Source organism: Paraburkholderia aspalathi, from assembly GCF_900116445.1.
GTDB classification, from domain to species: domain Bacteria; phylum Pseudomonadota; class Gammaproteobacteria; order Burkholderiales; family Burkholderiaceae; genus Paraburkholderia; species Paraburkholderia aspalathi.
On the sequence record NZ_FPBH01000006.1, the window covers coordinates 293,024 to 311,796 of the forward strand.

Below are 18,773 nucleotides of genomic sequence, written 5' to 3' on the forward strand. Positions count from 1 at the left end.
TAAGTGACGCGCTCGCAGGTGCGCCGAACGCCGTTTTATTTAAGCGTTCAGGCGCCTTTTTTCGAAGGCCGGTCATAGACGCTTGGCTCGCCCGGCGGCCGGGTCTTGAAGCGCTTGTGCACCCAGTAGTACTGCTCGGGGATCAACGGAATCTGCTCTTCGAGGAAGGCGTTCATGCGGCGCGCGTCGGCTTCGTCGTCGCCGGTGGGGTAGTTGTCCCACGGCTTGAAGACCTTCAGCCGGTAGCCCTTATAGTTCGGCAGCACCTCGCCGATGAACGGCACCACTTGCGCATGGCCGACCCCGGCGAGCCGCCCGACCGCCGTCAGCGTGCACGTTTGTACGCCGAAGAACGGCACGAACGTCGAGTTGCGCATGCCGTAGTCCATATCGGCGCCGAGCATGACCGGCTTGCGGTCGCGCAGCCAGCGCAGCACGATGCGAGCACTGTCGGCGCGGCTTGCCATGTCCGCGCCGAAGCGGCCGCGCGCGGCAATTGCCACGTCGTCGAGCACCTTGTTGGACATCGGCTGGTAAAGCGCGCCGCACTGCCGGTTCAGCGCGTGGTTGATGAATACCGAGCCCGCTTCGATGCCGACGAAGTGCGCGCCGAGCAACAGGGTAGGGGGCATGTTCGGGTCGCGCAGGTCGATCTCGCTGTCCACCTGCACGAGCTTTTCCAGCTTCTCTGCAGACCCGAACCACTGGACGCTGCGCTCGACATAGCTGCGGATCGCGTGGCGGAAGTGTTTCTGAGCGATCTCTTCGCGATGCTCAGCGCTCCACTCCGGGAAGCACAGGCTCAGATTGATATGGACGATGCGCTTACGGTTGCTGGGGATCTGGTAGAGCAGCCAGCCCAGCCCGTCGCCCAGTCGCGCAACGAAACCGTATGGCAGCAACGCCAGAAATTTCAGCAGTCCAATGGCCAGGTGGGCGCCAAGACGACTCAGCATGCCGCCCCTCCGTTTAGGGCGTCGAGCGACGCTTTGCTCAAGAAACCTGAAGACGGGTCGAAATACAGCACGGGTGATCACTCTGTGACAATCAAAGGAAGTCGCTATAATAAGGGCTTCGCCGAGTTAATAGACAACTTGCGGGGCGAAGCTGGCGGGTGCTATCCATGGGATAGGCCCCTGCCGGTAAGGTAATCCGCTAAAGCGTCGCCGCTTCAAGGCTCCCGAAGCTGGCTACGTGAAACTCAACCGTAACCACAAAACAGGAGTCTGCAACGTGGCAAACGATTATCTCTTCACCTCCGAATCCGTGTCCGAAGGCCATCCCGACAAAGTCGCGGATCAGATCTCGGACGCCATCCTCGACGCCATCCTGACCCAGGACAAGTACTCGCGTGTCGCAGCCGAAACGCTGTGCAACACGGGTCTCGTCGTGCTGGCCGGTGAAATCACCACCACCGCGAACGTCGATTACATCCAGGTCGCGCGCAACACGATCAAGCGCATCGGCTACGACAACACCGATTACGGTATCGACTACCGCGGCTGCGCGGTGCTGGTGGCGTACGACAAGCAATCGCCGGACATCGCCCAGGGCGTGGACCGTGCGCACGACAATAACCTCGATCAAGGCGCTGGCGACCAGGGCCTGATGTTCGGTTATGCGTGTGAAGAAACGCCGGAACTGATGCCGCTGCCGATTCACCTGTCGCACCGGCTGGTGGAACGTCAGGCGAATCTGCGCCGCGACGGCCGTCTGCCCTGGCTGCGTCCGGATGCGAAGTCGCAAGTCACCGTGCGTTATGTCGACGGCAAGCCGCATGCAATCGACACGGTCGTGCTGTCCACGCAGCATTCGCCGGACATCGATCTGGCCACGCTGCGCGAAGCCGTGATCGAAGAAGTCATCAAGCCGACGCTGCCGGCTGACCTGATCAAGGGCGACATCAAGTTCCTGGTGAACCCGACTGGCCGATTCGTGATCGGCGGTCCGCAAGGCGATTGCGGTCTGACGGGCCGCAAGATCATCGTCGATACGTACGGCGGCGCGGCGCCGCACGGCGGCGGCGCGTTCTCGGGCAAGGATCCGTCGAAGGTCGACCGTTCGGCGGCTTATGCCGGCCGTTATGTCGCGAAGAATATCGTGGCGGCTGGTTTGGCGTCGCGCTGCCTGATTCAGGTGTCGTACGCGATCGGCGTTGCCCAGCCGACGTCGGTCATGGTCAACACGTTCGGCACGGGCCGCGTGTCGGATGCAGTCATCACGAAGCTGGTGCTGGAGCATTTCGATCTGCGTCCGAAGGGCATCATCCAGATGCTCGACCTGCTGCGTCCGATCTACGAGAAGAGCGCGGCCTACGGTCACTTCGGCCGCGAAGAGCCGGAATTCACGTGGGAAGCCACGGACAAGGCTCTGGTGCTCGCCGAAGCTGCAGGCACCGAACCGGTTGTCGCGCTCGCCGAATAAGCGCACACAGTCCGTTTCAGCAAAAAACCCCGCCGGCGTAAGCCGAGCGGGGTTTTTTATTGCCTTTGCAGTGCACCGCGACGCGTTCGGCGGCTCACTTAACCGCCTATTCAGCCACTCGCTTAGCCACGCACTCAGCGGCTCGCAAACGCGAACGCAAACCAGCCGCTGCTACCACTCGTCGACATCCGGCGCGGGCGGCGGCTCGTACTTTGCGGAGCGACGACCGGTGCATTGCGCGTCGCGGTGAGGCGCAGCGGCGTCGGTTTGCGCAGCAGCGTACGCAGCGAAAAACGGCGTGAGCTGCCTTGCAGGCGCAGTGCGGAGAAGAAGGTGTGGAACCACGTGCGAATGCCGTCGACCGCTTTGGCTTCACGCCATTGCTCGCCTAATGCGCGTGTGCGGGTGGCATGGTGACGCAGTGCACGCACGATATGGCGGCGTGCCGGACGCGCCGCCTTCAATGCGGCGCGGGTAAGACGGGTGCTCAGGAGAGTATGCATGGCTTCACAAGTAGGCAACGTGTCGCGCGACGGAGTGTGCGCCAGAAGGAGCACCAAATGTGCCAACGGCGGTGTCGCGATGGACGGCGCGAAAGCCCGGAATTCGACTGGAAAGGACACGGAGGACGGCGGAGTCGGCCATGGCGGCCTGTGCGTGCCGTAAAAGTGCGGGAAGAACAATCAACATGTGTGCAGGCTACACGCGATTCATGACGTCAGAAAGTCGGTTTTTACCCTGCGAATACGGGTTTTTACGGGGTAAACGCGCTGCGCGAGTTTGCGGGGTCGCGCCCTTTGCGGTCGATTTTCGTGCGCGCGTGCCCAGACAGCGTGCCATGCATACCGCCCATTCGCGTGAAAGTAGTGCGTAAGGCCCGGCTCCCCGGCAGGTGAAACAGCGCGCAGTCCGATCGCGCCCGTTTTACAATCGAGCATCAGTCAGTCGAAAGTAACGGAACACCATGTCACTTCACTCGAAGAAAGAGCAGATTCAAACGTTGCGGGAGCAGGGATTTGTCGTCGTGCCGGGACTGGTTTCGCCCGAGCGTTGCGCTGAACTGAAGCAGATTGCGGAGCGCCAGCTGCAGGAAGCGGCCGCACCAATCGAATTCGAAGCGGATCTGCGCTATCCGGGCGCACCGGAATCCAAACACGCGCCGGGTGGGCATACGGTTCGCCGCCTGCTGGATGCGTACGGGCGCCATCCGCATTTCGCGCAATGGGCCACCGCGCCGGAAATTCGCGGCTGGATGGAGTTGTACTTCGGCGAGGAGCCGCGCTTATCGCGGGCGCATCACAATTGCATGATGACCAAGCACCCTGCCTACGGCAGTTTGACCGGCTGGCATCGTGACGTGAGGTATTGGTCGTTCGAGCGCGACGACCTGGTGTCGGTGTGGCTCGCGGTCGGGTCGGAAACGATTGATAACGGTGCGTTGTGGCTGGTGCCGAAGTCTCATAGCGCAGCCTTCACGTCCGACCGCTTCGACGAGGCCAAGTTTTTCCGCTCCGATCTGGAAGAGAATCAGGCGTTGATTCGCACTGCGGTTTCGCCCGAACTCGAGGCCGGCGACGTGGTGTTCTTTCATTGCAACACGCTGCATTCGGCCGGCAAGAATCTCAGCGATCAGGTGAAATTTTCTCTGGTGTTCACTTATCACGGGGCGAGCAATGTGCCCCTGCCGGGATCCCGCTCGGCGGCCAAGCCCGAAATTGCCTTTTAGTTTTTTGCCTTGCGCGGCGCGGAGGCCCTTCGGTTCCGCGCCGCACAGGCAATTCACGCTCTATCGCTTGCGCCCGGAAACAGCCATCCCGGTCAGGCCTGCAATCGTCGCGATAACGCCGCCCACAATCAGCATGATCGCCTTGTTGGTCGGAGATCCGGTGAACACGCGGGACACCTCGCTGCTGACCGAGTTGAACGCCTGCCCGCCGAAATACAACAGCACGATACCGCCGACAATCAGCGCGATTGAAATCGCCTTCGTCATGAACCCATCCCTCCGCTAAGCTTTGATCGGCCAAAGTGTAGGGGAGCCGCAAGCTGTCGTCCATCCCGCATACTGGGCGCCTGCACACATCACGGCGATTGGCTACCATAGCGGTCTGGCCTCACCCATACCTGAATATAAAACCTGCACGCCTCCCGCAGCATGTGATTTCCTCACGCCCGTGATCGCCGGGCGACTTCAACATCAAGGACACTAGCAATGGCTTACGAAGCAGCTTCAGAACGCTATTCGGACATGAAATACCGCGTCTGCGGCAAGTCGGGTCTCAAACTGCCGGCGCTGTCGCTGGGCCTGTGGCACAACTTCGGCGACACCACGCCGATCTCCACGCAGCGCGACATTCTGCGCACGGCCTTCGATCTGGGCATCACGCACTTCGACCTGGCCAACAACTACGGCCCTCCGTACGGCAGCGCCGAAACCAATTTCGGCCGGCTCTTCAAGGACGACTTCAAGCCGTATCGCGACGAACTGCTGATTTCGTCGAAGGCGGGTTGGGACATGTGGCCGGGTCCGTACGGCCAGGGCGGCGGCTCGCGTAAATACGTGCTCGCGAGTCTCGATCAGAGCCTGCAGCGTATGGGCCTCGACTACGTCGATATTTTCTATTCGCATCGTTTCGATGCCGATACGCCGCTCGAAGAAACCGCCGGTGCATTGGCGACCGCTGTGCAGCAGGGCAAGGCGCTGTACATCGGTATTTCGTCGTACTCGGCCACCAAGACGCTCGAAATGGCGAAGCTGCTCGCCGAGTACAAGGTGCCGCTCCTGATCCATCAGCCTGCGTACAACATGCTCAACCGCTGGATCGAACAGGAATTGCTGGACACGCTCGAGAAAGTCGGCGCGGGCGCCATCGCGTTCACGCCGCTCGCGCAGGGTTTGCTCACCGGCAAATATCTGAACGGCGTGCCGGAAGACGCGCGCGTCAACAAGCCGGGCGGCGGTTCGTTGAAGCAGGAGCATCTGAGCCCGCAAAACATCGAGCACGTGCGCAAGCTCAACGACATCGCGCAGCGTCGCGGACAAAGCCTCGCGCAGATGGCGCTCGCCTGGGCGTTGCGCGATCCGCGTGTCACGTCGGTATTGATCGGCGCAAGCCGCGCGGAACAGGTGCGTGAGAACGTCGGTGCGCTGAAGAACCTCGCTTTCTCGAAGGAAGAGCTGGCGGAGATCGATCGCTACGCGACCGAAGGCGGCATTAACCTTTGGGAAAAACCGTCGACGGATCAGGCGATCTGATTCCGCGGCGTGTCAGGTCGTAGATGCATGCAGTAAAAGACACGCCGTAGAAACGAAGAAAGCCGCCCATGAGGCGGCTTTTTTTTCAACGCAATTCAAGCACACACGCTTCCCGCGCAATGGCCGAAGCGACTGCGTTCAGTCGACCGAACCATCGGCGAAGCGCACAGACCGCCTTCGCCGGACCCCGCTACACTAGCGCAGGCAAGCCCTCGACCAGCACGACCGCGAACACTACGCCGATGAGCGCGCCAAGCACGCGCAACGCGTTGTGCCGAAATTCCGTCTTGCAGGGTAGCGCGCCGACAAACAGGGCGCCGGCCAGCGCCATCGGAATGACCAGGATGAAATCGCCGATCGTAAAGTAGGTCGTCATACCCGTCTCCTTATGTAATACCAACGCGGGCAGCGGCTCGATTTCTGGAGTCATGCACTGCCAGCGGTCGATTCGAGTATAGGCGACGCTTAGATCAACATAACAACGTATTGCGGCGCTGCAGCGCGTCTTCGCAGGCTGCTGAACCCAGTACTGCAAGGGGCGCCGCGATTGGCGCGTTGCAGCAAAAACCCCGTAGAAAATGAAGTGTTTGCTTACACGGGCCTTACTTTTCGGGCCTGTTTGATGCGCTGCGGATGGTTCTCGCCTAACCGGGGCACAGCTCATGCAGGCGCTGATTCACGCTGCGTCCAGGTCACACGTTTCCGCACAGCCGATCAGCAGCGTTCCCTTATGCTGTGATCCGTTCGCGCTGACGCAAGCGCATAGCCGCAACGAGGCCTACGACAAGCAGCAGGCCGACCAGCCCGGCGACACCGTTCCAGCCATAACCTGCCCATACGCGCCCACCATAAGAACCGATCACGCTCGAACCGATGTAATACGCGAGCAGATACAGCGCGGCCGCCTGGCCTTTGGCTTCTTTGGCGAGACGTCCAACCCAGCCGCTCGCCACCGAGTGTCCGGCGAAAAAGCCGAACGTCACGCAAGCGATGCCGGTTGCAATGGCCGCCAGCGGATGCAGCATCGTGAGTGCAAGTCCACATGCCATCAGCAGCAAGCTGGCGGTCAGCACGCGTGCCCGACCGAAGGTGTCGGCCATGCGACCCGACCACGGCGAGGCAATCACGCCCGTCAGATAGACGACGAAAATCGCGCCGATCTCCGTCTGACTCAGCAGGTACGGCGGCGCGAGCAGCCGGTAACCGATGTAGTTGTACAGCGTAACGAAGCTGCCCATCAGCACGAAGCCGAGCAGGAACAGCAGCGGCAAGCCGGGTCGCGTGAATTGCTTGAGCAGCGCAGTGCGGTGATGGGAAAAGCCGAGCCCGCGACGCGGTACGAAATGGCGTGACGGCGGCAGCAAGGCGCGAAACGCGAGCATCGACAGAATGCCGAGCACGCCGATCGTTCCGATTGCCACGCGCCACGAAAACAGATCCGCTACCACGCCGGTGATCACACGCCCAGCCATCCCGCCGATCGCCGTGCCACCCACATACAGACCCATCGCCAGACCGAGTCCATCCGGATGCACTTCTTCCGCGAGGTACGCCATCGCGACGGCGGGTACGCCACCGAGCGCGAGCCCTTCGAGCGTGCGCAACACGAGCAATTGATGCCAGTGCGGCGCGATCGACACGCCGATCGTCAGCAGCGCCGACAGCGTGAGCGATGCCGTCATCAGCTTGTGACGGCTCCAGCCTTCCGAGACGAAGCCGGCCACGAATATGGCGAGCGCGAGCGCGGCGGTTGTCACTGAAAGCGACAAGCTGCTTTGTGCCGGCGTCACGTTGAACGCCGTAGAGAACGCAGGCAGCAATGGCTGTACGCAATACAGCAGGGAGAAGGTGGCGTAACCGGCGAACAGCAGTGCGATGCTGGCGCGCCAATAGGCGCGCGTGCCACGTTCGAGATAGGGAATGTCAGAGACGCCAGACACAGAAGCGGAGGTGAGAGAAGCAGACGAAACGGGAACAGCCGAAGCAGCAGTCCGGTGGGAATCCGGCGATGCGGTCACGAAAAAATCTCCTTGGGCAGCGCAGAGTACTCAAAGAAGTTAAGGATACGCTGAAAAGCTTAACCGTGCGCCGCCGCATCGCTCCCAGGTGCTGCGGGATGCACGATCTGTTCGTCGGTCGGCAAGGCGGACGCGTCCCAACCGCCGCCCAATGCCTTGATCAGCGCGACGCTCGCGGCCATGCGGCGGCGCGCGATCGACACCGCGGTCCGCTCATTAGTGAGCGCCGTGGTTTGCGCGACCACGACGTCGAGATACGTAATCGCGCCGTTTTTATAGCGATTCGACACGACCGCCAGCGAACGCTGCGCGGCGGCCACGGCATCGTCCTGCGCGGCGGCTTCCTGCTCCAGCACGCGCAAGGCGGCGAGATTGTCTTCGACCTGGCCGAACGCGGTCAGCACCGTTTGGCGGTACTGCGCGACGCTTTCGTCGTAGTGCGCGCGGGCCTGCTCTTTCACCGATGCACGTCCGCCGAAGTCGAGCAGCGTACCGGCCAGTGTCGGCCCGAGCGACCACAAACGGCTCGGCGCCAGCAGCCATTGGCTGTAGTTGGTCGCTTCGAGCCCACCCGTCACCGACAAAATCAGGTTCGGAAAGAATGCCGCCGTCGCCACGCCGATCTGCGCGTTCATATCGGCGACGTGCCGTTCTGCCGACGCGATGTCGGGCCGTCGTTCGAGCAATGCGGATGGCACGCCGGCCGCCGCGACCACCGGCACGGCGGTGAGCGGTGCAACCGGCAGGGAAAAGGTCGAGGGCGTCTGCCCGATCAGGATCGCGATCGCATGTTCGAGTTGCGCGCGCTGCACGCCGAGGTCGAGCGCTTGCGCCTGAGTGGTTTGCAACTGCGTCTGCGCCTGCGCGACGTCGGCATCGGTGGCGATGCCGCCTGCGTAGCGGTGTTGTGTCAGATCGAGTGCTTCCTTGTAGGCCTTGATTGTGTCGTCGAGAAGTTGGCGCTCCTGATCGAGACCACGGAGTTCGAAGTAGTCCGTCGCCAGTTCGGCCTGCATGGAGAGGAGCACGGCTTGCGCATCGGCGGCGCTCGCCTGCGCTTCGGCTTTTGCGCCTTCGACGCTGCGCGACACGCGGCCCCACAAGTCCGGTTCCCACGACGCGTCGGCTTGCACGAGGTAATCGTTCAGCGTGAGACCGGCGGTCGATTTGTGCAGCACATTCGCCGAACTCCGCGCGCGTGAATAGTCTCCATTCGCGCTGACGACCGGGAAGAAGTTCGAGCGGTATTGCGCAACTGTCGCGCGAGCGGCGCGAAAGCGCGCCTCGGCAGCCTGCACGTTCTGGTTCGCGCTCGCCACCTGCTGCTCGAGCGCATCGAGCGATGGGTCTGCGTAGACACTCCACCATGCACCTCGTGTGACGGTGTCGGTGGGTTGCGCAGGCTTCCAGCCGGTGCCTTCGAGTTCCTTGTAGGTGGCGGCGGTGGTGGCCGATGGTTTGACGTAGTCGGGACCCACGGTGCAGGCGGTGAGCGTGAAGACAAAGACGGACGCTACGGCAAGCAGCGAGCCGTGTGCAAGCGATGGCCCGACATGGCGACGTGATACTGGCGCGCTCACAAGGACATCCTCGCTGATTGCAGGCTGGCGACGTGCGCAATGGGCGCACTTGCGGCTGCTGCGCCAGAGGCACTCGCGCCCTCCGCACCAGCCCCCGCTTTTGCCGGCACGATCCGCACCGGCGCCCCATCGATGATCGAATCTTGCGGATTCAGAATCACCTGTTCATCGCCTTGCAAACCGGATGCGATTGCCACGCGCGTGCCGAAGTCCGTCCCGAGCGAAACCGGCAGCAGCTTCACTTTGTGCTGTGTATCCACAGTGGCCACTTTCACGCCGTCCGGGCGAAACAGCAGCGCGTTGCCAGGCAACGTAAACGGCGCGGCGCCAGCGCCCAAAGCGAAATGCACCTGCGCGTATGCGCCCGGCAGCAGATCGCCATTGCGATTGTCGACATCGACTTCGACGAGCATGGTTCGCTGTTGCGGATCGACGGCGCCCGAGGTGCGCGCCACGGTCCCCGGATAATGTTTGGACGGCGTCTCGGTCAGCGTCAGAAACGCCGTCTGTTGCGCGCGGACCTGTTGTGCATAGGCCTGCGGCACGTTCACATACACACGCAATCTGTCCGCCTGCGCGACATGGAACAGTTCCTTCGCCGGGCCACCGGAACTGCCCGCGTCGATCAATGCGCCGACATCGACATTGCGTGCCGTCACGATGCCGTCGAAGGGCGCGTAGACCTTCTGGAACGACTGCGTTTTTTCAAGGCGCGCCACGTTGAAGCGCGCGGCGTCTAGCGTGCCTTTCTTCGCGAGCATGTCGCCGACCTTCTCGTCGGTTTCCTGCTTCGAAACCGATTTGCTTTTCAACATGTCGGTCCAGCGGTCGGCGGTGCTTTTCGCGAGCGCGTAGTTGGCGTTGGCATTCGCGAGGTCGGCGCGGGCGGCGCGCAGTTGATCGTCCACTTCCGGTGTGTCGATGTCCGCGAGCAACTGGCCGTTCTTGACGTGCGCGCCGATGTCCGCGTACCACTTCTTCAGGTAGCCGTTAGTGCGTGCGTAAATCGGCGTGTCGAGAAACGCCTGCACGTTGCCGGGCAGCACGAGGTCGAGTCCCGCGTTCGACTTCTGCGGACGCACGACTTCGACGCTCGTCTGGCTGGCGTGCTCGGCATCGCGCTCGAGTGCCGCATGCGCGTCATGGCGCGACCAGATACCTTGCGCCGCGAGCAGAACGATCACCACGACCACCGCCACGATTACCCAGCGCGCGCGTTTCCCTTTCGCTGGATCGGGCGCGGCGTTGGATTCGCCTGGACGTTTTCCTTCCATCAAGCTTCCCCTATCAGAATGCATGGGCAGTCGAAGCTGCCTCTTGTGCTTCGCGTTGCGTGTGTCGTGCGAGTCGTCATGGTTTTTGCACCACATGCTCGGCCGCACGCTGACGCCGTGCCGCGAGCCGTCGGTAAATCATCGAAAAGACAACGGGCACGAAGATCAGCGTAGCTAAAGTGCCGACCGTCAAACCGCCGATCACCGCGCGCCCGAGCGGCGCATTCTGCTCGCCGCCTTCGCCAAGACCGGTCGCCATCGGCACCATGCCGATCACCATTGCGAGCGCCGTCATCAGCACCGGACGGAAACGCGTGAAGCCCGCCTCGATCGCTGCACGCGTCGCGTCGCCGTGTTCGAGCAGTTGTTCGCGTGCAAAGCTGATCACAAGAATTGAGTTCGCGGTGGCGATGCCAATACACATGATCGCGCCCGTCAGCGCCGGAATCGACAGCGTGGTGTGCGTGAGAAACAGCATCCACACGATGCCCGCGAGCGCGCCCGGCAGCGCCGTAATGATGATGAAGGGATCGAGCCACGACTGGAAATTCACCACGATCAGCAGATACACCAGCAGGATCGCAAATACCAAACCGGCGAACAGGCCCGAGAACGAATCGTTCATGGTCTGCACCTGGCCGCGTACTTCGATGCTCGAGGTTTTGGGGAGATCGGCTTTGGCGCTGTCGATGATCTTGCTGATGTCGTCGGAGACGCCGCCGAGATCGCGGCCGTCGGCGGTGCCGAAAATGTCGATGGTGGTCTGCGCGTTGTAGTGCGTGAGCACTGCGTTGCCCGCTTCGCGTTTCATCGTGGCGAGCGAGCCGAGAATATTGCTGCGGCCGTTGGCATTCAGCGGAATGTTCGCGAGCGATTGCAACGAATCGATCGTGTATTGCGGCGCTTCCGTGATCACGTTGTAGCTGACGCCGTTGCGCGGATTGAGCCAGAACGTCGGCGTGGTCTGCTGGCTGCCGGACAGTGTAATCAGCAGATCGCTTGCGATGTCGCGTTGCGAGAAACCGGCTTGCTGTGCGCGTGTACGGTCCACGTCGATAAAGATGCGCGGCAAATCGGCGGGCTGCTGGATGCGCGCATCGGCGAGACCCGGCACGGTGCGCAGCCGGTTCAGCAACTGCGCGGCGAACACGCGATTACCGGCGACGTCGCGCCCGACGATCTGAATGTCGATCGGCGAAGGCATGCCGAAGTTGAGTGTCTGACTGACGATATCTGCGGGCAGGAAGGCGAACTGCACGCCGGGAAATTCGTCGGTGAGCGTGCGGCGTAGCGTGCGCACATAGTCGGCGCTCGGATGATGATCGGGATTCAGCGTGATGAGTATGTCCGAATCCGAGGTGCCGATCGTGCCGGTGTTGCTGTATGAGAGGTTGATGCCTGAGACCGGCAAGCCGATATTGTCGATGAGTGAATGCAACTCGCTGGGCGGTATCAACTGACGAATCCGCGTATCGACCCGATCGGTCACCACTGCGGTTTCCTCGACCCGCATGCCGGTTTTCGCGCGCAGATGCAGCGCGATGGTGCCCGCATCGACTTGCGGGAAAAAGTCGCGGCCGAGAAACGGCATCAGCAGCATCGACGCGCCACAGCAGACGAGAAACAGCGTCACGAACAGACCCGGCCGCGCAACCCGCGCTGCGAGAAACACGCGATAGCGATCGCGAAAACGTGCGAAGCCACGCTCGAAGGCGTAGTGCACGCGGATGAACGGATTGCGCGTCTGCTCGGACGCATGGTGTAGATCTGCCGGCTTGTGGTGATGGCGCAGCAGGTACTTCGCCATGGTCGGCACGAGCGTACGCGAGAAGAAGTACGAGGCCAGCATCGCGAACACCACCGCTTCGGCGAGCGGAATGAACAGGTAGTGCGCGACGCCCGTTAGCAGAAACATCGGCACGAACACGATGCAGATCGATAAGGTTGAGACCAGCGTCGGAATCGCGATCTGGTGCGCGCCGTCGAGAATCGCCTGCTCCAGCGTCTTGCCTTGTTCCAGTTGATGGCTGATGTTTTCGATCGCCACAGTCGCGTCGTCGACCAGAATACCGACCGCGAGCGCGAGGCCGCCCAAGGTCATGATGTTGATGGTTTCGCCGAGCATCGACAGCGCAATGATCGAGGTGATCATCGACAGCGGAATCGATACCGCGATGATCAGCGTCGCGCGCCAGTTGCCGAGGAACAGCAGAATCATCAGACCGGTGAGGCACGCGGCGATCAGCGCTTCGCGCAGCACGCCCTGCACCGAGGCGCGCACGAACAGCGACTGATCGGCGACCGGATCGATGTTCAACGAAGCCGGCACGAGGTTGCGTAGCGTCGGCATCATCTTCTTGATACGGTCGACGATTTCGAGCGTGGACGTGTTGCCGCTTTTGTTGATGGTCAGCAAGGCGGCGCGCTGGCCGTTCACGCGCACGATGTTGGTTTGCGGCTGGAAGCCGTCGCGCACATGAGCGACGTCGCGGATATAGACGGTGCCGTTAGCCGTGGATTTGATCGGAATGTTATTGAGGCCGGCGAGCGAATCCGGACTGCCGTTCATCTCCACCGAATATTCCGTCGAGCCGATTTTCGCAGTGCCCGAGGGCAGGATCAGATTCTGCGCGGTGACGGCGTTGACCACGTCCATCGGCGACAGATTGCGCTCCTGCAGCTTGCGCGAATCGATATCGACCATGATCTGTCGCTGCTTGCCGCCATACGGCAATGGAGCCGAGGCGCCCGGCACGGTGGCGAGCTGCGTCTTCAGGAAGTTATTGCCGAAGTCGAACAGCTCCTGCTCGGTGAGTGAAGGGGACGACAGCGCGAGGCGCAGGATCGGCACCGTCGAGGCGTTGTAGCGCAGGATATTCGGCGGCGTGATGCCCGGCGGCAGCGAACGCAGTTGCGTCTGTGACAGCGCCGTGACTTCGGCGAGCGCTTCATCGATATTCGCGTGCGGCTGGAAAAAGATCTTCACCACCGCAATCCCGTTCAGCGACGTCGACTCCGTATGCTCGATGTCGTTGACCGCGGTCGAGAGCCCGCGCTCGTAGTTGAGCACGATGCGTTTTTCCATTTCATCGGCGGGCAGGCCGTTGTACGACCAGATCACCGACAGCACCGGAATGTCGATATTTGGGAAAATGTCGGTCGGCGTGCGCAGGATCGTCAGCGGGCCGACGATCAGCAAAAGCAGGGCCAGCACGACGAAGGTATAGGGGCGCCGCAGCGCCAGGCGAACGATCCACATGGCTAGTTAAGGGGATGAAAGGCGGCGGCGCCGGTGTGGCGCACACAGCGGCCATGAAGCATGCCGCGACGGTGGCCGGCGGTCGCAACGGGCGGATTAAGCGGGTCGTTCTGATGCTGCATGATTTTGATATATCGCCCCGGCTGGGTTTATGATGGTCTCGTTACGACGCTTTACGCCCAGATCATCGGCCCGGCGCGCTGTAATGGGAATAGGGCGAAACGACGGGTGAAGAGCCCTGAGTTCGCGCTTTCCATGGCCCCGCAAAACGGGAACAATGACTCGAACCTCTCACGCGTCTTACGCGCAGCAGATTGGGTGCGTACGCAACGTTATCGGCGAAGCGGCGCTTTTATCATCACCTTGACCGGCGCGGAAACCATAAAGCCGGCTATGGGAGAAACGGGGAAACATCATGCAAATCGGTTCCATTGTCCGATCGGTGCATATCGCGGTGCCGCAGGGCGCACGCGGGATTGTCATGCGCATTCTCGGCGACATGGCTATGGTGGCCTGGTATGCCGGCGAACCCGGCACATCGGAGCATCTGAATACTGAACCCTTTTTCCTTGAAGATCTGATCGATACGGGCGAGCAGGTTCGCCCGTCGAGCGCACAGGTGCATTGAAGCTGGTTTGAGTCCGATTCGTGGTGGTTGCAGGTGGCTGTTAGCCGCACGGTGAGCCGACGCCCTCGTCTTTGACGGCGGCGCGGCGCACAATGCGGACATGAACGACGACAATTTCGACCCACAGGACGGCGCCGATAGCGCCGTACCTTTCGCCCGGCTCAAGCCGGAAATCGTGCTCGACGCGCTCGACAGCGTGCTCAGCAGCGTCGGTGTGTACACCGACGGCCGCATGCTGCCGCTCAACAGCTACGAGAACCGCGTGTACCAGGTGGGCGTGGAAGACGGGCCGCCCGTGGTCGCCAAGTTCTATCGTCCCGAGCGTTGGACCGACGCCGCCATTCTCGAAGAACACGCCTTTGTTGCCGATCTCGCCGCGCGTGAGATTCCGGCGGTACCCGCGCGTGTTTTCGAAGGCCGCACGCTGCATACCTTCGAAGGTTTCCGGTTCTCGATCTTCGAACGCCGCGGGGGCCGTGCGCCCGATCTGGACCGGCGCGATACGCTCGAATGGCTGGGGCGTTTCATCGGCCGCATCCATGCAGTTGGACAGACGCAGAACTACACCGAACGCCCGACGCTCGACATCAACACGTTCGGCTACGAGCCGCGGGATTTCTTGCTGTCGCACAACTTCGTGCCCGACGATGTGCGCACCGCCTGGCAGACCGTGGTGAATCTCGCACTGGAAGCCGTCGAGCGCGCCTTCGAGCGGGCCGGCGATATTCGCATGTTGCGAATGCACGGCGATTGTCATCCGAGCAATGTGTTGTGGACCGACGCGGGTCCGCATTTCGTCGACTTCGACGATAGCCGCATGGGTCCGGCCGTGCAGGATTTATGGCTGCTGCTGCCCGGCGATCGCGTCGAGGCTTCGCGTGCGCTGGCGGATCTGCTCGCCGGCTACGAAGACTTCTGCGACTTCGAGCCGCGCGAACTGTATCTCGTCGAGGCGTTGCGCACGCTGCGGCTGATTCACTACCAGGCGTGGCTCGCGCGCCGTTGGGACGACCCGGCGTTTCCGGCGGCGTTTCCGTGGTTCAACACGCAGCGCTACTGGGAAGACCGCATCCTCGAACTGCGCGAGCAGCTCGGCGCGATGGAGGAAGGACCGCTCTGGCCGGTTTGAGCGGCAGCGGTCCTACGGCGCCTGCGACGCCACGCTCGACGATTCCACCAGCGTCGATTTGACGATCACTTCGGCGCGCACGTCGCGCCCGATCGCTTCGATCGCGGGACGCATTTTCGCGAAGTCGTCGGGCGTGCAGACCTCGCTATCGAAATGGGTGGCGCCGTCGCGCGTCATCGTCACCACGTTGCTGAGCGGATCGAACGTGTACTGCGACTGGAAATCGACGAAGCGGTCTTGAGTTCGCTTCGCTTCCGGCATTTCCAGCACGTGAAAATTCGCGGGCAATTCAATGCGCGCGCGTTCATGCAACGTCAGGTTGTGGCAGACGAATGGCTGCGTGCGCTGCCGTTCGCCGAGCCAGTAGCGGGTGTCCGCCTCGAAGCCGCCGGCCATACTCGTCAGCGCCGGAATCGATGCCGCGGCGCCCGGCACCACCAGACTTTCGAGCGTGCCTTTCATCGTGATGGTCAGCGGGCCGTCTGCAACGGTGAGGTCGCTGGTGGTCAGTGTGGCGGTGCCGCGCAGGTTGGCGCTGCGCAGTTCCGCCTGGATCGACTCCTCACGTTGCGCGGGCGTCTGCGTGCGCAACATCGCGCGCGCCTGTTCGGCCGTGGCGCCCGATGCTTCCAGACGATAAGTGAAGCTCGCCGAGCCATCCGGTTCGACCTTGATCGACAGGTCGGTGCTGCGCGTCATCAACGCGGTGGCCGGCGTTTGCGCGACCACGCCCTGATTGACGAGGACGGTAGGCCGGTTCATATCGGACGACGGCAAAAAACCGAATTCGACATTCGATGCGGTCGAGTCCGCATATTGCTGCAAATCCGGCAGCCAGGTGATCACGTGATTGATGACGCCGTAGCCCGGCACGCTGGGCAACGTGTAAATCGAGCCGCTGCTGATCAGGGCCGGCTCGTTGCGAACGCCGACGGCGTCGAGCATCGCGCCGTACAACGCCACGTGATCCTTGCAGTCGCCATAGCGGTTCGCGAGGATCGCGCTTGCACTGTGCGGCACCACCGAACCGCGCCCAACATAGATCGCCACATAGCGGACGTTGCGGCGTACCCAGTCGTACAGCGTTTTGGCTTTGTCGTGCGGGGTGTGGTCGCGTGCGGTGAGGTTTTGCGCGAGACGTGTGACGGCGGTGTCGCGCGCGCTCGGGTCGGCGGCGGACGTCCTGTAGCTGGCGGCGAAGGCGGCGTAGTCCGGAAAGGTCGAGACCATGAGCCGGTCGCCGTACGACACATACGCGATCGAGCCGCGCTCCAGACGGCTGAAATGCGCCTTGTCGTAATGGTATTCGTAGCGAGTGCGGCCGTCGCGCGTAACCGGTTGAAGCGCGGTGAAGCCGCGTGCATCGGCATAAAGCGCCTTGCCGGCGGGCAGGTCGTAGATGAGGTGAAAGTTGTGGGTCGGCGCGAGATCGGGCGGCGTGAAGTCGCTGAATTCGCCCGGATCGATCGGCTGCTTTTGCGTCTTGCGATAGGTGAGATGCACGCGCGAGCCGGGTTCCACAGCGGGGAACACGATCACCTTTTCCTGGATGTCCTGGAACATCGGCGCGTCGAACGAGCGCGCTTCCTGCACGTCGCGGATCTGATCAGGCTGCACGTCGTGACGCACGCCGTCGGCGGTGGTCGTGTAGGCCTCGATGATCTGCACGTCCGCCATATTGCGGTTGAACCACACGTATTGCTGCGCCACTCGCGCGACGCCTGCTTCGTTGTTCACGTGCAGCGTCATCGAATCGAGCTTGGAGAAGGAGCCGTCGACATTGACGGTGAAAGTCTGCGTTTCGCCTTCGTTGGTATAGGGATCGTCCAGCTTGGCCGCGATGCTCGCGCTCGCGCTATGGACACCGGCAAGCCAGCCGAGAGACGCAAGACAGACCAAAGAGGTGAGGCGCATGGCGGGCAGGTATCCGGAACGGCAACGTTGACGGGATCGCCAGTTAGAGTCGGTTTGCGCCGCCCGGATGTCAAGCGGATACCGAGCATTGCGATTGAGCAAATGCCCTAATTGTGTAATGATATCTATTCTCAATTGAAAGGCGCCGCCAGCTTTCTGTCACATTTCTCCTCCTCTGTGACTGCCAGCCAGCCTCTCAGCCGGACGGCCTGGACCGCAAGCCGGGTCTGTCCGGCCCTTCTTTTTGAACTTTCCTTTACCGCTGATGAGAGCGAGCGCCTTGTCGCCGCCTTTCGGCGGGGGTTTAACTTGCTGCGCCTGGAGCATGGATGTGAACGCGCCTGATTCGATCGATATGAAACCTGCTGCTGGTGCCAGCACGCAATACACGGCCCATAGGCCGGAGCGCGGTCATCATCTGATGGACGACGCCGAGCAGGCGGCGCGGCGCCAGCGTTCGCGGCGGGCGAATTTCATCAAGTGGTTGCGCAAGGTACACGGCTGGGTTGGGCTGTGGGGCGCGGTGTTGGGGCTGATGTTTGGCGCGACGGGGTTTTTGCTGAATCATCGCGGCGGACCGTTGAAGGTGTCGTCGGGTGAGCCGCAGGTCGAGGAGATGCAGATTCCTGTGCCGCAGAAGAAGCTGGGTTCGCCGATGGAGATGGCGAAGTGGCTCAAGGGCGAATTAAAGATCGACGGCAAGCCGGGGCGGGTGAAACGCGAACCGGCGCATGCGGTGGCATGGGGTGATCGCAGCACGATGCAGCCGGAGTTCTGGCAAGTCGGGATTTTTGGGCCTGGTCAGAATGTGCAGGCCGAGTATTGGGTTGGGAATGGGTTTGTGGCGGTGAAACGCACGCAGAATTCGTTTCTTACTACGATGAATAATTTGCATCGTGGTGTGGGGTTGAGTGTTGGGTGGGTTTTGTTGATCGATACGATTGCGGGGGGGATGATTTTGCTGTCCCTGACCGGGGTCTTGTTGTGGACTGAGTTGAATAAGCGGCGGATTGTCGGGGTCGTGTTGATTGGCGGCTCGGTGGTTGCCGCAGTTGTCTGTGGGTTAATTTGACTTGTTTTTTTTGCCTGCTCGGCGCTTCATTGTCAGTGTTCTTAGGGCTTTGGCCTTTCCTTGTTTTGTTAGTGGTTTATTAGCGTTCCCCCTGTGCGGGGGGCACCTACTTTTCTTTGCCGCCGTGTATAGACCGGAGACATAGCTGACAGGTGTGCGGGGACATGGTTGACACTTCCGGGTACTAAAACGCCCGGTCCCGACCATGCCCTGGAACGC

The 18,773-nt window shown here is 61.8% G+C and carries 16 protein-coding genes; 7 read left to right on the plus strand and 9 right to left on the minus strand.

Annotation, left to right across the window (positions count from 1 at the left end):
- Window positions 1–47: 47 nt before the first annotated feature.
- Window positions 48–956: a lipid A biosynthesis lauroyl acyltransferase gene (locus tag BM438_RS13045; RefSeq protein WP_093634654.1), complete on the minus strand. Its 909-nt coding sequence runs from the start codon at window positions 954–956 to the stop codon at window positions 48–50.
- Window positions 957–1,233: 277 nt separating this feature from the next.
- Between BM438_RS13045 and metK the strand changes: the two genes are divergently transcribed.
- Window positions 1,234–2,424, plus strand: coding sequence for a methionine adenosyltransferase (metK, locus tag BM438_RS13050; protein WP_093634655.1), 1,191 nt, complete (start codon window positions 1,234–1,236; stop codon window positions 2,422–2,424).
- Window positions 2,425–2,558: 134 nt separating this feature from the next.
- Here the strand turns inward: metK and BM438_RS13055 are convergent, their stop codons facing one another.
- Window positions 2,559–2,927: a hypothetical protein gene (locus tag BM438_RS13055; protein WP_093634684.1), complete on the minus strand. Its 369-nt coding sequence runs from the start codon at window positions 2,925–2,927 to the stop codon at window positions 2,559–2,561.
- On the opposite strand from BM438_RS13055, the gene BM438_RS45500 reads away from it, so the two are divergent.
- On the plus strand, window positions 2,926–3,090 hold the full coding sequence (locus BM438_RS45500; protein WP_167378383.1) for a hypothetical protein: 165 nt from the start codon (window positions 2,926–2,928) through the stop codon (window positions 3,088–3,090). The genes BM438_RS13055 and BM438_RS45500 overlap by 2 nt on opposite strands.
- A gap of 298 nt (window positions 3,091–3,388) precedes the next feature.
- Window positions 3,389–4,150, plus strand: coding sequence for a phytanoyl-CoA dioxygenase family protein (locus BM438_RS13060; RefSeq protein ID WP_093634656.1), 762 nt, complete (start codon window positions 3,389–3,391; stop codon window positions 4,148–4,150).
- Window positions 4,151–4,210: 60 nt separating this feature from the next.
- Here BM438_RS13060 and BM438_RS13065 read toward each other — a convergent pair whose 3' ends face one another.
- Window positions 4,211–4,417: a DUF3185 family protein gene (locus BM438_RS13065; protein ID WP_093634657.1), complete on the minus strand. Its 207-nt coding sequence runs from the start codon at window positions 4,415–4,417 to the stop codon at window positions 4,211–4,213.
- Between the two features lie 219 nt (window positions 4,418–4,636).
- Between BM438_RS13065 and mgrA the strand changes: the two genes are divergently transcribed.
- A complete protein-coding gene (mgrA, locus tag BM438_RS13070; RefSeq protein WP_093634658.1) occupies window positions 4,637–5,680 on the plus strand; it encodes an L-glyceraldehyde 3-phosphate reductase in 1,044 nt (347 codons plus the stop codon).
- Between the two features lie 190 nt (window positions 5,681–5,870).
- Here the strand turns inward: mgrA and BM438_RS13075 are convergent, their stop codons facing one another.
- The 5 genes from BM438_RS13075 to BM438_RS13095 form a co-directional block, all read right to left on the minus strand.
- The gene (locus tag BM438_RS13075) at window positions 5,871–6,056 is read right to left on the minus strand and encodes a hypothetical protein (protein ID WP_007179669.1); all 186 of its coding nucleotides are present in this window, start codon (window positions 6,054–6,056) and stop codon (window positions 5,871–5,873) included.
- A 352-nt stretch (window positions 6,057–6,408) separates the two neighbouring features.
- Window positions 6,409–7,620, minus strand: a complete 1,212-nt coding sequence (locus BM438_RS13080) for an MFS transporter (RefSeq protein ID WP_244179360.1) — start codon at window positions 7,618–7,620, stop codon at window positions 6,409–6,411.
- 137 nt (window positions 7,621–7,757) lie between these two features.
- A complete protein-coding gene (locus BM438_RS13085; RefSeq protein WP_093634685.1) occupies window positions 7,758–9,224 on the minus strand; it encodes an efflux transporter outer membrane subunit in 1,467 nt (488 codons plus the stop codon).
- A gap of 50 nt (window positions 9,225–9,274) precedes the next feature.
- Complete coding sequence (locus BM438_RS13090; RefSeq protein ID WP_093634660.1) at window positions 9,275–10,552, minus strand: efflux RND transporter periplasmic adaptor subunit; 1,278 nt, start codon at window positions 10,550–10,552, stop codon at window positions 9,275–9,277.
- Window positions 10,553–10,628: 76 nt separating this feature from the next.
- Window positions 10,629–13,811 carry an efflux RND transporter permease subunit gene (locus tag BM438_RS13095; RefSeq protein WP_093634661.1) on the minus strand — a complete coding sequence of 1,061 codons (3,183 nt, stop codon included), beginning with the start codon at window positions 13,809–13,811 and terminating at the stop codon, window positions 10,629–10,631.
- A 415-nt stretch (window positions 13,812–14,226) separates the two neighbouring features.
- On the opposite strand from BM438_RS13095, the gene BM438_RS13100 reads away from it, so the two are divergent.
- On the plus strand, window positions 14,227–14,439 hold the full coding sequence (locus BM438_RS13100; protein ID WP_035554043.1) for a hypothetical protein: 213 nt from the start codon (window positions 14,227–14,229) through the stop codon (window positions 14,437–14,439).
- A 100-nt stretch (window positions 14,440–14,539) separates the two neighbouring features.
- Window positions 14,540–15,568, plus strand: coding sequence for a serine/threonine protein kinase (locus tag BM438_RS13105; protein WP_093634662.1), 1,029 nt, complete (start codon window positions 14,540–14,542; stop codon window positions 15,566–15,568).
- 12 nt (window positions 15,569–15,580) lie between these two features.
- Here BM438_RS13105 and BM438_RS13110 read toward each other — a convergent pair whose 3' ends face one another.
- A complete protein-coding gene (locus BM438_RS13110; protein ID WP_093634663.1) occupies window positions 15,581–17,482 on the minus strand; it encodes a DUF3857 domain-containing transglutaminase family protein in 1,902 nt (633 codons plus the stop codon).
- A gap of 331 nt (window positions 17,483–17,813) precedes the next feature.
- Here BM438_RS13110 and BM438_RS13115 point away from each other — a divergent pair, with 331 nt between their 5' ends.
- Window positions 17,814–18,554, plus strand: coding sequence for a PepSY-associated TM helix domain-containing protein (locus BM438_RS13115; protein ID WP_093634686.1), 741 nt, complete (start codon window positions 17,814–17,816; stop codon window positions 18,552–18,554).
- Window positions 18,555–18,773 lie beyond the last annotated feature (219 nt).